15 protein-coding genes are annotated in these 15,023 nt (G+C 69.5%); 4 read left to right on the top strand and 11 right to left on the bottom strand.

Annotated features, from left to right (window positions below):
- Window positions 1–101 precede the first annotated feature (101 nt).
- Together ACTMO_RS0114620 and ACTMO_RS0114625 are read left to right on the top strand one after the other, a co-directional pair.
- Window positions 102–1,739, top strand: coding sequence for an acyl-CoA carboxylase subunit beta (locus ACTMO_RS0114620; RefSeq protein WP_019855433.1), 1,638 nt, complete (start codon window positions 102–104; stop codon window positions 1,737–1,739).
- A gap of 110 nt (window positions 1,740–1,849) precedes the next feature.
- Window positions 1,850–2,143, top strand: a complete 294-nt coding sequence (locus ACTMO_RS0114625; protein ID WP_051099314.1) for an acyl-CoA carboxylase subunit epsilon — start codon at window positions 1,850–1,852, stop codon at window positions 2,141–2,143.
- A 31-nt stretch (window positions 2,144–2,174) separates the two neighbouring features.
- On the opposite strand, the gene ACTMO_RS22475 is transcribed toward ACTMO_RS0114625, so the two are convergent.
- The 3 genes from ACTMO_RS22475 to ACTMO_RS0114635 form a co-directional block, all read right to left on the bottom strand.
- Complete coding sequence (locus ACTMO_RS22475) at window positions 2,175–2,381, bottom strand: hypothetical protein (RefSeq protein WP_084792145.1); 207 nt, start codon at window positions 2,379–2,381, stop codon at window positions 2,175–2,177.
- Between the two features lie 158 nt (window positions 2,382–2,539).
- On the bottom strand, window positions 2,540–4,048 hold the full coding sequence (gene glpK, locus ACTMO_RS0114630; protein ID WP_019855435.1) for a glycerol kinase GlpK: 1,509 nt from the start codon (window positions 4,046–4,048) through the stop codon (window positions 2,540–2,542).
- 171 nt (window positions 4,049–4,219) lie between these two features.
- Window positions 4,220–4,963: an MIP/aquaporin family protein gene (locus ACTMO_RS0114635; protein ID WP_019855436.1), complete on the bottom strand. Its 744-nt coding sequence runs from the start codon at window positions 4,961–4,963 to the stop codon at window positions 4,220–4,222.
- A gap of 334 nt (window positions 4,964–5,297) precedes the next feature.
- Here ACTMO_RS0114635 and ACTMO_RS0114640 point away from each other — a divergent pair, with 334 nt between their 5' ends.
- The gene (locus tag ACTMO_RS0114640; protein ID WP_019855437.1) at window positions 5,298–6,092 is read left to right on the top strand and encodes a DeoR/GlpR family DNA-binding transcription regulator; all 795 of its coding nucleotides are present in this window, start codon (window positions 5,298–5,300) and stop codon (window positions 6,090–6,092) included.
- A gap of 136 nt (window positions 6,093–6,228) precedes the next feature.
- Window positions 6,229–7,968, top strand: coding sequence for a glycerol-3-phosphate dehydrogenase (glpD, locus tag ACTMO_RS0114645; RefSeq protein ID WP_019855438.1), 1,740 nt, complete (start codon window positions 6,229–6,231; stop codon window positions 7,966–7,968).
- Between the two features lie 69 nt (window positions 7,969–8,037).
- On the opposite strand, the gene ACTMO_RS0114650 is transcribed toward glpD, so the two are convergent.
- From ACTMO_RS0114650 to ACTMO_RS24180, 8 genes are all read right to left on the bottom strand, one after another.
- On the bottom strand, window positions 8,038–8,856 hold the full coding sequence (locus ACTMO_RS0114650) for an ESX secretion-associated protein EspG (protein ID WP_033401551.1): 819 nt from the start codon (window positions 8,854–8,856) through the stop codon (window positions 8,038–8,040).
- A 2-nt stretch (window positions 8,857–8,858) separates the two neighbouring features.
- Window positions 8,859–9,749 carry a PPE domain-containing protein gene (locus tag ACTMO_RS0114655; RefSeq protein WP_019855440.1) on the bottom strand — a complete coding sequence of 297 codons (891 nt, stop codon included), beginning with the start codon at window positions 9,747–9,749 and terminating at the stop codon, window positions 8,859–8,861.
- Between the two features lie 21 nt (window positions 9,750–9,770).
- Complete coding sequence (locus ACTMO_RS0114660; RefSeq protein ID WP_245556192.1) at window positions 9,771–10,079, bottom strand: hypothetical protein; 309 nt, start codon at window positions 10,077–10,079, stop codon at window positions 9,771–9,773.
- A 204-nt stretch (window positions 10,080–10,283) separates the two neighbouring features.
- Entirely contained in the window at window positions 10,284–10,913 is a 630-nt protein-coding gene (locus ACTMO_RS21170; protein WP_084792147.1) for a DUF3558 domain-containing protein, read from the bottom strand.
- Window positions 10,914–10,955: 42 nt separating this feature from the next.
- Window positions 10,956–11,339: a DUF1707 SHOCT-like domain-containing protein gene (locus tag ACTMO_RS0114670; protein ID WP_019855443.1), complete on the bottom strand. Its 384-nt coding sequence runs from the start codon at window positions 11,337–11,339 to the stop codon at window positions 10,956–10,958.
- Between the two features lie 4 nt (window positions 11,340–11,343).
- Window positions 11,344–13,137, bottom strand: coding sequence for an acetyl/propionyl/methylcrotonyl-CoA carboxylase subunit alpha (locus ACTMO_RS0114675; protein ID WP_019855444.1), 1,794 nt, complete (start codon window positions 13,135–13,137; stop codon window positions 11,344–11,346).
- 222 nt (window positions 13,138–13,359) lie between these two features.
- A complete protein-coding gene (locus ACTMO_RS0114680) occupies window positions 13,360–14,751 on the bottom strand; it encodes a dicarboxylate/amino acid:cation symporter (protein WP_019855445.1) in 1,392 nt (463 codons plus the stop codon).
- 163 nt (window positions 14,752–14,914) lie between these two features.
- Window positions 14,915–15,010: a putative leader peptide gene (locus ACTMO_RS24180; protein ID WP_425394322.1), complete on the bottom strand. Its 96-nt coding sequence runs from the start codon at window positions 15,008–15,010 to the stop codon at window positions 14,915–14,917.
- Window positions 15,011–15,023 lie beyond the last annotated feature (13 nt).

A 15,023-nucleotide genomic window follows, 5' to 3' on the forward strand; every position in this document is an offset into this window, starting at 1 on the left:
GGCATCCCCGAACGGGAGACCGCCCGCCGCTCAGCACGGGTGACACGTGTCACCGGCGACCTCTTCGTGGGATGCCACCGCCCCTGGCTAGGCTGCCGGGCATGAGCAGTGCGACCGAACCGATCGGTGAACCGCCCACCGGCGAGCCGGACATCCACACCACGGCCGGGAAACTGGCCGACCTGTATCGACGCAATTTCGAGGCCGTACACGCCGGCTCCGAACGCGCGGTGGAGAAGCAACACGCCAAAGGCAAGAAGACCGCGCGCGAACGGATCGACATGCTGCTCGACGAGGGTTCCTTCGTCGAGCTGGACGAGCACGCCAGGCACAGGTCGACGAACTTCGGGATGGACGCCTCCCGCCCCTACGGCGACGGGGTCGTGACCGGATACGGCACCGTGGACGGACGTCGGGTGTGCGTGTTCTCGCAGGACTTCACCGTGTTCGGCGGTTCGCTCGGCGAGGTCTTCGGCGAGAAGATCGTCAAGGTCATGGACCTGGCCCTCAAGACGGGGTGCCCCTTGATCGGGATCAACGACTCCGGAGGAGCCCGCATCCAGGAGGGGGTCGTCGCGCTGGGCCTCTACGCCGAGATCTTCAAACGCAACACCCACGCCTCCGGGGTCATCCCGCAGATTTCGCTGATCATGGGCCCCTGCGCGGGCGGGGCGGTGTACTCACCGGCGATCACCGACTTCACCGTCATGGTCAACGAGACCTCGCACATGTTCATCACCGGACCCGACGTGATCAAAACCGTCACCGGCGAGGACGTCAGCTTCGAGGAGCTCGGGGGCGCGCACTCGCACAACTCCAAGTCCGGCAACGCGCACTACATGGCCTCCGACGAGGAGGACGCCATCTCCTACGTGCAGGAGCTGCTGTCCTTCCTGCCCTCGAACAACCTCACGGAGCCGCCGGTGCTGGACACACCGGCCGAGCAGGGGTCGGTCGCCGACGGGCTCACCGACTCCGACCACGAGCTGGACACCCTGGTTCCCGACTCCCCGAACCAGCCCTACGACATCCACGAGGTCCTCACCCGGGTGCTGGACGACGGGGAGTTCTGCGAGGTGCACAAGCTGTTCGCCCCGAACATCGTGGTCGGCTACGGCCGCATCGAGGGCCACAGCGTGGGGATCGTCGCCAACCAGCCCACCCAGCTGGCGGGAACCCTGGACATCGAGGCCAGCGAGAAGGCGGCCAGGTTCGTCCGCACCTGCGACTCCTTCAACATCCCCGTGGTGACCTTCGTCGACGTCCCGGGCTTCCTTCCCGGAACCGACCAGGAGTGGAACGGGATCATCCGCCGCGGCGCCAAACTGCTGTACGCCTACGCCGAGGCCACCGTCCCGTTGGCCACCGTGATCACCCGCAAGGCCTACGGCGGGGCCTACGACGTGATGGGCTCCAAGCACCTGGGAGCCGACATCAACCTCGCCTGGCCCACCGCCGAGATCGCCGTGATGGGCGCGCAGGGAGCCACCAACATCCTCTACCGGCGTCAGCTCTCCGAGGCCGCCGAGCGCGGGGAGGACGTCGAGGCGGTGCGGGCGCGGTTGCAGCAGGAGTACGAGGACACCCTGTGCAACCCCTACGTGGCCGCCGAACGCGGCTATGTGGACTCGGTCATCCCCCCTTCGCACACCAGGGGATATCTGGCACGTTCGCTGCGGATGCTGCGTGACAAGCGGGAGTCGCTGCCCGCGAAGAAACACGGCAACATCCCGCTGTGACCCACGGAGAATCCGGGACGCCCGTGACCGCCAGCCTGGCCCACGGGCGTCGCCGCTCCCCGTTCCCGGCGGGCGCGTCCGACGGGAGAACCCGCACACGGAGGTACGCGATGACAGAGGATGGTTCCGCCGCCCCGGAGGTCGAGGGCGTCGCCGAGTCCCCGGAGCTCGGTGCGGCACGGCCGTGGCTGCGGATCGAACGGGGCAACCCGGACGAGGCCGAACTCGCGGCGCTGACGGTGACGCTGGCGGGGCTGGCCGCTGCCGGACAACAGCGGCCCGCTCGGGGCCCGGCCCGGATGTCGGTGTGGGCCGACCGGGCGAGCGCGCTGCGCTACCCGGGTGGACGTCGCCCGCTGCGTCCGGGGCCGCACGCGTGGCGGGCCTCGGCGCTGCCCGGCTGAGGAAGGGACTCCCAGCCGGCGACACCGTTGCTCACGCGGGAGGGGTCAGCCCGTTCAACCGCCCCGAACCACGGCAGGCGGGGCAGGTTCTCCACTCCCCGAGGGTCATCCCCGCGCGGGTGTCCTCGGTCGCCTGGATCATGTACAGGCGAGGTGCGTTGACCTTCCGGAAGCCCCCGCACCGAAAGCACAGCGTGTTCGGCCCGGAGGCCGGTCCGCCGGACGGATACCGTCGCATACCCACCTCGCGTCCGTGACGCCGTTCCCACGGGAACCGGCCGGTTCCGGGCGGAACGGTACACGCCCCGGTGGGGCCCCGCCCACTCGCGGGGCCCCACCGGTTTCCGTGCGACACCGTCCGCCGTCACACACGCGGACCGTCCCCTCCGCGTGGACTCACTCCTCGACCCAGCCGAAGGTCTTGGTGACGGCCTTCTGCCACTCGTGGTACTGCTGCTCACGCACCTGCTCGGACATCTTCGGCTCCCAGACCTTGTCCTCGGCCCAGTTGGCCCGGATGTCCTTCTCCCCGGACCAGAAGCCCACGGCCAGTCCCGCCGCGTAGGCCGCTCCCAGCGCCGTGGTCTCGTTGACCTTCGGGCGGATGACCGAGACGCCGAGGATGTCGGCCTGGAACTGCATCAGCAGCTCGTTGTTGACCATGCCGCCGTCGACCTTCAGTGCCTTCAGGTCCACGCCGGAGTCGACGTTCATCGCCTCGGCCACCTCGCGGGTCTGGAAGGCGGTGGCCTCCAGCACGGCCCGCGCCAGGTGGCCGCGGTTGACGAAGCGGGTCAGTCCGGCGATCACACCGCGGGCGTCCGAGCGCCAGTGCGGAGCGAACAGGCCGGAGAAGGCGGGCACGAAGTAGGCGCCTCCGTTGTCCTCGACCTCGGAGGCCAGTTGTTCGATCTCGGGGGCGCTGCCGATCAGTCCGATGTTGTCCCGCAGCCACTGCACCAGCGAGCCGGTCACGGCGATCGAGCCCTCCAGGCAGTACACGGTGGGCTTGTCGTCGATCTTGTACCCGACCGTGGTGACCAGCCCGTTCTCGCTGAGCACCGGCTCGGTCCCGGTGTTGAGCAGCAGGAAGTTGCCGGTTCCGTAGGTGTTCTTGGCCTCACCGGGGGTCAGGCAGGCCTGGCCGAAGGTGGCGGCCTGCTGGTCGCCCAGGATTCCCGAGATCGGCAGCCCGCCGAGCACACCCCTGCTCCTGAAGTGGCCGTAGACCTCGGAGGAGGAGCGTATCTCCGGCAGCATCGACATGGGCACGCCGAACTCGGCGCAGATGTCCGGATCCCAGCTCAGGGTCCGCAGGTCCATGAGCATGGTGCGGGAGGCGTTGGTCGGGTCGGTGACGTGCAGCCCGCCGTCGGTGCCTCCGGTGCAGTTCCACAGCACCCAGGTGTCCATGGTGCCGAACATCAGCTCGCCCCGCTCGGCCCTGTCCCGGGCACCGTCCACGTTGTCCAGGATCCAGCGGATCTTGGGCCCGGAGAAGTAGGTGGCCAGCGGCAGGCCGGTCCGGGACTGGTAGCGGTTCTGCCCGCCCTCGCCCCGACCCAGCTCGCTGACGATGCCGTCGGTGCGGGTGTCCTGCCACACGATCGCGTTGTAGACCGGTTCCCCGGTGTGGCGGTCCCACACCACGGTGGTCTCCCGCTGGTTGGTGATCCCGACGGCGGCTATGTCGGACAGCACCAGATCGGCCTTGGCCAGGGCTCCCGCGCACACCTGCCTGGTGTTGGTCCAGATCTCCATCGGATCGTGTTCGACCCATCCGGCCCGGGGCAGGATCTGCCGGTGTTCCACCTGGTCGACCGCGACCACCTGTCCGGCGTGGTCGAAGACGATGCACCGGGTCGAGGTGGTCCCCTGGTCGATGGCTGCGATGTAGGAGGCCATGCTCTTCACTACCTTCCAAACGACGCGTGTCGGACGGATACGACGGTGTCGGATCCGAGAATGCCCGTTCCACGACGGGCGGGCAGAACGTGCTTCCGGGATTCCCGGCCGGATCCCCGACCACCCGGAGCGGCGCGGTCTCCGGCACCGCCGGCTCCCGCGCTCGCGCGGTCAGACGGTGGGCAGCGCCAGCGCCAGCCCTCCGGCCAGTGCCCCACCCACGAGGGGGCCGACGATCGGCACCCAGGCGTAGCCCCAGTCCGCGGAACCCTTGCCCCGGATGGGCAACAGCGAGTAGGCCACGCGCGGTCCGAGATCCCGCGCGGGGTTGATCGCGTACCCGGTGGGTCCACCGAGTGAGCTTCCGATACCGATCACGATGAACGCCACGGCGGCGTAGCCCAGCGCGGCGTTGCCGAACTCGGGAATGCCGTTCGGCCCGGCGGAGGCCCCGGGGCTGAGCAGGATCCAGAACACCAGCACGAAGGTGCCGATGATCTCGGTGACCAGGTTCCACGGGCCGCTGCGGACCGTGGGGCCGGTGGAGAAGATGCCCAGCGTGTTCGCCGGGTCGTCGTGCGTGTCGAACTGCAGTTTGTAGGCCAGCCAGCAGACCACGGCGCCGAGAGCACCACCGATCACCTGCGCCACCAGGTAGACCGGCACGTCGGCCCAGTCGAGCTGCCCGTTCACGGCCAGTCCGAAGGTCACGGCCGGGTTGATGTGCGCCCCGGTGGGGGCGGCGATGCTCGCGCCCGCGAACACGGCGAAGCCCCAGCCGAAGTTGACCAGCAGCCATCCCCCACTGTTGCCGAGGGTGTCGCGCAGGGTCACGTTCGCGACGACCCCGCAGCCGAGCAGGGTCAACGTGGCGGTGCCGAGCAGCTCGTAGATGAAGATCGTGCCCGCGTTCATCTCGAACCTCCAACGCTGTCACCCGACACCCCGCCGGGTGCCGGTCTCCGCTCCCGCCGGGCGGGAGTTCCGTGTGTTTCGTGCCACCGCACCGCTACTACCTCCTTCGGGTGATAACTGCGGGTGCAGCTTGACGGAAGATTGGGTCACACTAGACCTGTGAAAATAAACATTGCAATAACCTCACATTGATGTTTTTATCGGTTCAGGTGATTCAATCGGGGTGTCCGGCGGAACTCCCCGGCGTCGGGCGGGTCGAGCCACACGGCGGAGGGGCACTTCGGAGGCGGTAGAGGATGGCAGCTGTCCGTGTAGCAGGAGTGGCACGAGAGGGATGACGATGGCCACGCAGGGCAGGCGACCGTCCGGACGCCAGCAGGACCGCAGACGCAGGATCACCGAACTGGTCATGGCCGAGGGAACCCTGCGCATCGACGACCTGATCACGACCGTGGACGCCAGCGCGATGACCGTGTACCGGGACCTGGCGGAACTGGAGTCCCAGGGACTCGTCCACCGCAACCGGGGATACGTCTCGGCCGCGTCCTCGTTGCTGTACGAGGCCGCCTCCGAGTACCGGATGCAGCAGAACGAAGCCGAGAAGACCGAACTCGCCAAAGCCGCGATCGACCTCGTCGAACCCGGCCAGGCACTGATGCTCGACGACTCCACCACGGGCGTGTACCTGGCCAGGCTGCTTCCGGACCGCGCACCGCTGACCGTGGTGACCAACCACCGCGGAGTGTTCGGAGAGCTCGCCGGACAGCAGGGAATTCACCTGATCTGCGTCGGAGGCGACTTCCTGCCGTGGGCGGACGCCTTCGTCGGGGGCATGGCGCTGGACGCGCTCCGCGGAATGCGGGTGGATCTGGCGATCATGTCCGTCTCCGCCGTGACAGACGGTGTCTGTTTCTATCCGCAACAGGAAATGGTGCAGCTCAAAAAGGCCATGCTCGCCTCGGCAAGCCGGTGCGTGCTCTACGTCGACCACACCAAGTTCCGCAGACGCGCCCTGCACGCGGTGGCGCCGGCGGAGCGCTTCGACACGGTGATCGTCGACTCGAAGACCCCGGATGCCGAGGTCGAGGTGCTGCGCAACAGAGGGGCCACGGTGCGCAGAGCCGGCTGACCCCTCCCGCCGCCGGACGGCGCACACCACGCGCGCGGCGTGTTCATCCGGCATCATGACCGCTGTCGGGTGCACTCGCGGTGAGCCGTTCCGCCTTCCTCGGCGGTGGGCTGCGAAACGAGCGAGGAGGACACAGGTGTCCAGTGACAAACCGGAAACCGCCGGACAGCAGGGCAAGATCGGCCCCGAGGAGCACGAGGAGAACTGGCGACGGCTCGGCGACGAGGAGTTCGACGTCGTCGTCATCGGTGGCGGAGTCACCGGAGCCGGCGTCGCGCTGGACGCCGCCACGCGGGGGCTGCGCGTGGCGCTGGTCGAAGCGCGCGACCTGGCCTCGGGAACGTCCAGCCGGTCCAGCAAACTCTTCCACGGCGGGCTGCGCTACCTGGAACAACTCGAGTTCTCCCTGGTGCGCGAGGCCCTGCACGAACGGGAACTGATGCTCAACCGGCTGGCGCCGCACCTGGTCAAACCGGTGAGCTTCCTCTACCCGCTGACCCACCGGATCTGGGAACGTCCCTACACCGCCGCCGGGTTGCTGCTCTACGACCGCATGGGCGGGGCACGCTCCGTGCCCGGGCAGAAGCACCTCACACGCGCCGGGGCACAGCGGATGGTGCCCGCGCTCAAGCGGGACGCCATGATCGGCGGAATCCGCTACTACGACGCCCAGGCCGACGACGCCAGGCACACCATGACCGTGGCCCGCACCGCCGCACGCTACGGGGCCGTGGTCCGCACCTCGACCCAGGTGGTCGACTTCCTGCACGAGGCCGACCGGGTGGCCGGGGCGCGGCTGCGTGACGTCGACGACGGCAGGGAGACCGAGGTCCGCGCCCAGGCGGTGATCAACGCGACCGGGGTGTGGACCGACGAGCTGCAACGGCTCTCCGGAGGCCGGGGACGTTTCCGGGTGCGGGCCAGCAAGGGTGTGCACGTGGTCGTCTCCCGCGACCGGATCGTCTCCGACAGCGGCCTCATCCTGCGCACCGAGAAGTCCGTGCTGTTCGTCATCCCGTGGGGCAACCACTGGATCATCGGAACCACCGACACCGACTGGAACCTCGACCTGGCGCACCCGGCCGCCACCAAGAAGGACATCGACTACATACTCGAACACGTCAACACCGTGCTGGCCACGCCGCTGACCCACTCGGACATCGAGGGGGTCTACGCGGGCCTGCGCCCCCTGCTCGCCGGTGAGAGCGACGACACCTCGAAGCTCTCCAGGGAGCACGCCGTGGCCAGGGTGGCCCCCGGACTGGTCGCGATCGCGGGCGGCAAGTACACCACCTACCGGGTCATGGCCAAGGACGCGGTGGACGCCGTCGCCAACGACGTCTCGGGCCGGATGGCCGAGTCCATCACCGACAAGGTGCCGCTGCTGGGGGCCGACGGCTACCACGCGCTGGTCAACCAGATCGACCAGATCGCGGCCGCCCACGGTCTGCACCCCCACCGGGTACGCCATCTGCTCGACCGGTACGGCTCGATGGTCCACGAGGTGCTCGCGCTGGGCGAGCAACGCCCCGAGCTGCTGAAACCGATCGACGAAGCTCCCAACTACCTCAGGGCCGAGGTGGTCTACGCGGTGCGCAACGAGGCGGCGCTGCACCTGGAGGACGTGCTGACCCGCCGGACCCGGATCTCGTTCGAGTACCCGCACCGGGGGACGGAGTGCGCCGAGCAGGTGGCGCGACTGATCGGGGAGGAGCTGAACTGGGACGAGCAACGCGTCTCCGACGAGGTGCAGCGCTACTGCGCTCGGGTGCGGGCCGAGCGCGAGTCGCAGAACCAGCCCGACGACCAGGCCGCCGACGCCACCCGGGTCGCCGCACCCGAGGCACGGGAGGAACTCGTCGAGCCGGTGAGCTGATCCGTCCGACGGGCACCCGCCCGGCGCGGACTCCTCTTCGCGCCGGGCACCGGCCTCTCCGGAGTTCCCTCAGTGCCCGGCAAGAACCCGCTCGGCCGTGGCCAGCAGTAGCTCCTCCACCCGAGCGAGCAGTCCCCGGTGCCCGACGGGTGTGATCGTGCTCCAGGGTTCCCCGGAGGGGGCCGGGGTGCGCAACTGGGCGTAGCGTCCCCAGGCGGAGTCGAAGAAGCCCACCACGTGGTCCCCCCGCCACCTTCCGGAACGCCCCCGGACGGCGACCCCGAACTGGCCCCGGTGGCTCACCCCGTCGAGCATCCCGGTCAGCATCTCCGCGTCCTCGGCACGCACCCCCCGCCGGCACAGCGCGTCCCGCAGCGCCATCGGATCGTCGGCGGCCTCCTCCGCCGCCGCGTCCAGCGCCTCGCTGGGCAGGGTGACCGAACGCCCCTCCCCGGCTGGGAGGTCGGGAAGCACCGTCAGCGCCTCCCGGGGCAGACCGGTGGTCGCCGCGGGGCGCACCCGCACCCGGTCCTCCTCCTTGACCACCAGCACGGCCTCGTCCGACTCGGAACACCCCGTTCCCGCCACGAGCACCCGGACGCTCCGCCCCAACCAGCAGCGTCCGTCCACCTCGCGGCAGGGGGAGTCGAGCAGCCGCAGCACACGACCCAGTTCCTCGTCCAGTTCGCCGTTCGCCCCCAGACTGCGTTCCTCGACACTCCGCCAGACGCCTTCGACGAGCTCACGGCGCTCGGTGTGGGTCCTGCCCGGCGAGGGCGTCCTGAGCACGAGGGGAACCGCGCCCAGTCCCAGGTGCTCGACGAGCACGTCGAACTCCAGCAGGGACAGTTCGACGGGTTCGCCCGTGGTGGCAGCGCCGAGCGGCACGCTCAACCGAGATCACCGCCGATCACGGGACGCACCGGGGCACGTGGCTCGTCGAAGGGACCGGTCCCGCCGGGCGAGTCCGTCACCTCCACGAACGACTCCTCCCGCTCGTCCTCCGCGTCCCGGGAGGAGGTCGTCCCGCCGGTGTTTCGCCCCGCGTTGCCGGTCCCGTGTCCGTGCGGGCCGCCGACGGCACCCGCCGGACGGCCCGACCCCGCGGTACGCGCTCCGCCGGGGGAACGCGTCCCCGTGCCGCCGGTCGAGGCCCCCGGCGCCACGGAAGCCCCACCTCTGCCGGAGTGTCCCCAGGAGAGGGTGATCTCCCCTGTGGGAGCACTCCCGGAGGTGGTGCGCGGAACGTCCACCACCACCCCGGGTGGTTGTTCGAAGGAGGCCAGCGCGGTCGTGTTGGCCTCGGAGGAGTCCTCGTACTTCCGCATCACGTCGAAGGCGCGCTGCTCGGCCGCCTCCTGCTCGCGCTCCTGCTGTTCGTAGTCGGTCTGCCCGCCGAACAGGTGAACCAGGGTGGAGGTGACCGGATTCGGCCTCTCGGTGGTGATCTCCACCGGGGCCGGCATCTCCGCGCGTGCCCGGGCGACGAAATCGGCCTGCTGTTCCGAGCAGAACCGCATCCACTCGGCCGCCTGTCGCGCGCGCTGCGCCCAGTTCTCCAGCGGGGTCAGCGCCCGGCGGGCGCTCTCGGCCGCCTCGCCCTGCCACTCCGCGCCGGAGCTCCGCAGGGCCGCGAGCAGATCGTCGTCGATCTCCTCCAGTGCCCGGCCGAGTTCGCTCCATCGCCGGGCGCAGGTCCCGGAAGCGGACGGGCCCGGTCCCTGGTGCAGCAGTTCGAACAGCTCGGCGTGGGTGTATCCCTGCCAGCGGTGGTCCGTCATTTTCGCCTTCCCCGCCGTGACTCAGCATCCGGTGTGCAACCGGGTCACATTGGACTCCTCGGTGCCCCGGTATCTCCGCTCCACCGAACGCAGTGCGTCCACCGCCTCCTGCAACCGGTCGCGATAGCCGCACAACGCCGTGAGCGCCGCCTGTTCCCCGCCGACCGAGCGCTCGTTGAACTTCTCGGCGGTGCCGGTGCTGACGGGGTCACCGGCCCAGGGACGTATGCGGAGCTCGGTGACGGCGTGTCCGATCTGGACTCCCACCGAGTCCAGCGAGGACTGCAGAGCTTCGATCAGGTTCGGAACGGCTGACGGCTCGACACTCATGGAACCGGCGTGTCCGGCAGCTTCCGCGGGCGGAAGTGCACCGGTCACACCGTCCCGATGGGAACTGTCCGGCACGAACACCCTCCACTGTCGGGTACCTACCGTCCCACCTTAATGGCTCGGAAGGGCCGCAGGGAGTACTCCGATCGCGGGCATTATCGGTCACAGGCGGTGAAAACCCGTTCGTGGAACGGTTCTCCGGCGTCAGTCCGGGGGCGTCCCGGTGGAGACGGTGTACAGACTCCGCACGGCGGCCTCGGCGACACGACGGGCCCCGGCGCACAACCGGTCCAACGGCGGTGGCGGAGTGGCCCCGTCGTCCCGGTAGAGCACGTCCAGGTGCTGCCCCTCGGCCACGTCGACGGCGACGTTGCAGGCGAGATCCAGCCCCGGTGTCCTGATGACCAGGGCGGGCATTCCCTCCACGGTCACCGGGCTCGCCCGCACCTGGGCGGTGTCGCTGGTCCAGACGTGAACCCCCTCACCGGTGACCAGAGCCAACCGCGCTCCCACCTTGGCCCTGCTGTTGCGGTAACTACAGGTTTCCGCGTCCGCGAACCCCCGCTCCACGCCGGGCAACGGGTCCCGGTCGAACCCCAGCGCGGCACGCTGCCGCTTGCTCAGCACACCGCACGGTTCCAGTCCCCGCAGGGACAGCTCCACCGGACGGGTGGGCAACGAGACGCTGCTCTCGGCGGGCATCGGAACCGGCTCGGGAGGCACGGGCCCCTCCTCGGCGCTCCGCTGGGGGGAGAGCACAGCACAGCCGCCGAGCAGCAGAACTCCGAGCAGTCCCGGTAGACAACACCGGGTGACCCTTGTCCGGGCACGCATGTGGTTCACCGTAGTGGAGAACGCGCGGCGGACGCGCCCCGGTCAGTCCCGCGTGGCGAACCAGAAGAACCAGAACCCCACCAGCGGGAGCACGATCCAGACCTGCTTGGTGAACCACAGCAGAGCCAGCATGACCAGCAACACGGAACCTGCCACCACCCCCGCCCCCACTCGACGGCGGGCGGGCCTGCCGGACTCCGGCGAACCCGCCGGGGCGGGAGAGGCGAGCACCTCCGGGTAGGGCTCGGGCAGATCGGCGAACAGGGCGGCTATCTCCGAGCGGTACCGCGCCCGTGCGGCACGCCCGCACCGCTCGTCGAACTCGTCGACCTCCAGGCGCCCCGCGGAGAAGTGCTCGCCGAGCAGGGCGACCGCGCGGTCCCGATCCCGGTCGCCGACACGAAACTCGTTGCCCTGCCCGGCCACGAACCTAGTCCTTGATCTCGCAGAGAGTGCTCTCCTGGCTGATGGAGTCACCCGGCTGCGCCTTCAGCCCGGTGACGGTTCCGCTCTTGTGGGCGGTAACCGGATTCTCCATCTTCATCGCCTCCAACACCAGGAGCTTGTCCCCGGCATCCACCCACTGGCCGTCCTCCACGGCCACGGTGACCACCGTGCCCTGCATCGGGGCGGTGACGGCGTCCCCGGAGGGAGCCGCTCCCCCACCCGAGGCGCGGCGTTTGCGCGGCTTGCCCGCACCCTGTTTCTCACCGCCACCGGCGGCGGGGGCCGCGGCGAGGGAGGCGGGCAGCGAGACCTCCAGTCTGCGTCCCCCGACCTCCACGGTGAACCGGCTGCGCTGTTCCCCCTCGGCGGGCTCGGTACCGCCGGTGTGGGGCTCGATCGTGTTCTCGAACTCGGTCTCGATCCAGCGGGTGTGCACCGTGAAACCGTCGGTGCCGGTGAAGGCCGGATCACGCAGCACCACCCGGTGGAAGGGCAGCACCGTGGCGATGCCCTCCACCCGCATCTCGTCCAGGGCCCGGCGGGAACGCTGTACCGCCTCGGCCCGGTCGGCACCGGTGACGATCACCTTCGCCAACAGCGAGTCGAACTGTCCCCCGATGACACTGCCGCTGTCGACGCCCCCGTCGACACGGACCCCGGGTCCGGCCGGCGGTACGAACTCGCTCACCGTGCCCGGGGTGGGCAGGAAGTTGCGCCCGGCGTCCTCCCCGTTGATCCGGAACTCGATGGAGTGTCCCCGCGGTTCGGGATCCGAGGTGATCTCCAGCGGCCTGCCCTCGGCGATCAGGAACTGCTGGCGCACCAGGTCGATCCCCGTGGTCTCCTCGGAGACCGGGTGCTCGACCTGCAGACGCGTGTTGACCTCCAGGAAGGAGATGGTCCCGTCGGCGCCCACCAGGAACTCCACCGTTCCGGCACCGTGGTAGCCGGCCTCCGAACAGATCCCCTTGGCGGCCTCGTGGATCCGGGCCCGCTGTTCCTCGGACAGGAACGGGGCGGGGGCCTCCTCGACCAGCTTCTGGTGTCGCCGCTGCAACGAGCAATCCCGCGTGCCGACCACGATCACGTTTCCGTGCTGGTCGGCCAGCACCTGGGCCTCCACGTGGCGCGGCTTGTCCAGGTAGCGCTCCACGAAGCACTCGCCACGGCCGAAGGCCCCCTCGGCCTCCCGCACGGCCGAGTCGTACAGCTCGGGGATCTCCTCCAGGGTGCGGGCCACCTTGAGCCCACGACCCCCACCGCCGAAGGCGGCCTTGATCGCCACCGGCAGCCCGTGCTTCTCGGCGAAGGCCACCACCTCGTCCGAGCCGGACACCGGATCCTGGGTGCCGGGCACCAGCGGGGCACCCGCCCTGGTGGCGATGTGCCTGGCGGTGACCTTGTCCCCGAGGTCACGGATGGCGCGCGGGGAGGGGCCGATCCACACCAGGCCGGCGTCGAGCACCGCCTGGGCGAAGTCGGCGTTCTCCGACAGGAAGCCGTATCCGGGGTGCACCGCGTCGGCGCCGCTGCGTCGGGCGGCCTCGATCACCTTGCCGATGTCGAGATAGCTGTCGGCCGCCGTGGATCCGCCCAGCGCGAAGGCCTCGTCGGCGAGACGGACGAACGGGGCCTCGGCGTCCGGCTCGGCGTAGACCGCCACACTCGCGATCCCCACATCGGCACACGCCCGCGCGACACGAACAGCGATCTCCCCGCGGTTCGCTATCAGTACCTTGCGCAACCGGTTCTGTGTGGTCGAGTCCTGCTCGGGCACCCCGTACCTCCTGTCACGACAGCGTGGACCTTCAGAGAGTCTAGGAGCTTCCCACCTCATCCGGACAGGTGGTGGCGAGTACGTTTCCCTCCCGTCCGGTCCCGCCGCCGGGGGAAGCACTCCGACAGCGGACGGAACACGCGGTGCGGGGCGCCGGATCGGCACCCCGCACCACAACGCTCTCCTCCCCCGGCGGGTTGCGCCCCGCCGGGAAAGCCCTCGTCACGCCTTGGCGAGAACGGGCTCCTCCCGGGAGCTCTGCCCGGTCTCCGGGTCCTCCGGACTCCCGTCCACCAGCAGTGGGGAGGAGGGGGCGTTGAGCACCTCGTCGTCCAGTATCCCCTCGGTCCGGGCCACGACGGTCGGAACCGTGATCTGACCCGCGACGTTGGTCATCGTGCGCATCATGTCCATGATCGGATCCACCGCGTAGGCGATCGCGATTCCCGTGGCGATGATGGCGGGTGGGAAGTCCAGGGCCCCCACCGTCAGGGTCAGCATGGTGAACCAGCCGGTGACCCCAGCGGTGGCGATCGCACCGAACACCGCCACGGCCACGATCGTCAGGTACTGCACGAGCCCCATCTCGATCCCGAACAGGTTCGCGATGAACAGCGACCCCACGGCGGGGTACACGGCCGCGCAGCCGTCCATCTTCGTCGTCGTGGCCAGCGGGACGGCGAAATTCGCGTAGGAGCGGTCCACCCCGAGGTTGACGGCCGCCTGCCTGCTCAGCGGCAGACTGGCCCCGGAGGACCGGGACACGAAGGCGAACTGCAACACGGTCCAGGCCTTGCCGAAGAACCGGGCCGGGCTGACGCGGGCCACGAACCACAGCAGCAGGGGATAGAGACCGAACAGCACCAGCGCGCAGCCGAGGTAGGTGGCTCCGGTGAGTTTCAGCAACGGGGTGAAGAACTCGTTGCCGTAGGTGGCCACGGCGTTGCCGATCAGCCCCAACGTGCCGAGCGGGGCGAGCCGGATGATCCAGCCCAGCACGCGCTGGATGATCTCGAAGGCGGCCTTGTTGAACTCGACGAAGGGCTTGGCCTTGTCCCCCAGACTGTAGGCCGCCGCGCCCACCAGCAGCGACACGAAGACGACCTGGAGGGTTTCGCCCTCGGCGAAGGCCCCGACCAGGTGTTCCGGCACGAGCCCCCGCACGAGGTCGAGCCAGGAGCCCCCGCTCATCTCACTGACCTCGTCCACCCGCTGTTGGTCGGGGGTGATGTCGACCCCCTGTCCCGGGCGCAGCAGGGAGGCCACTCCGATACCGATCAGCACGGACACCAGCGAGGTCAGCGCGAACCACAGGGCCGTCTTGCCTCCGAGCCTGGCCGCCGTACGCCCCCCGCCGATGGTGCGCAGGCTGGTGATGCCGACCACGATGGCCGTGAAGATCAACGGCAGCACCGTGAAGGTGAGCAGTTTGGTGAACGTGGACCCGACGGTGTCCAGGGTCGTCACGAGCCATTCCGCACCGGTGGAGTCGGCCACCCAGCCGAGCAGGGCTCCGAACAGGAGGGAGGCGATCACCGCCAGGGCGAACACCTTCGGGTTGAAACGTAAGAAGGAACCGCGTCGACGCGAGGATGCGACCTGTGTCTCGGACACTTGTTGTCTCCCGGAAAGCAGGTTTTACCGGGGCACGCTGCCACGCGCCCCGATGGGCTCGGAATACGAGTACTGGGAATTTCGTCCGGGTGACGGGAGTCCGCTACTGCCCGAGTCGCAGGGCGACCACCCACGGTGGGCGGACTCTACCTGTCCCGGAGGTTCACCGGCGACAAATACAACTGGCCTGCCGTCGCAGATCGACGTGCAGGCGCTGCGTGAGATACCGGGCGAGGCTCCGGTTCGTTCGGGGTGTCATCGCGTCCGTGGTC

Origin of the sequence: Actinopolyspora mortivallis DSM 44261 (assembly GCF_000384035.1) — a bacterium.
GTDB lineage: Bacteria > Actinomycetota > Actinomycetes > Mycobacteriales > Pseudonocardiaceae > Actinopolyspora > Actinopolyspora mortivallis.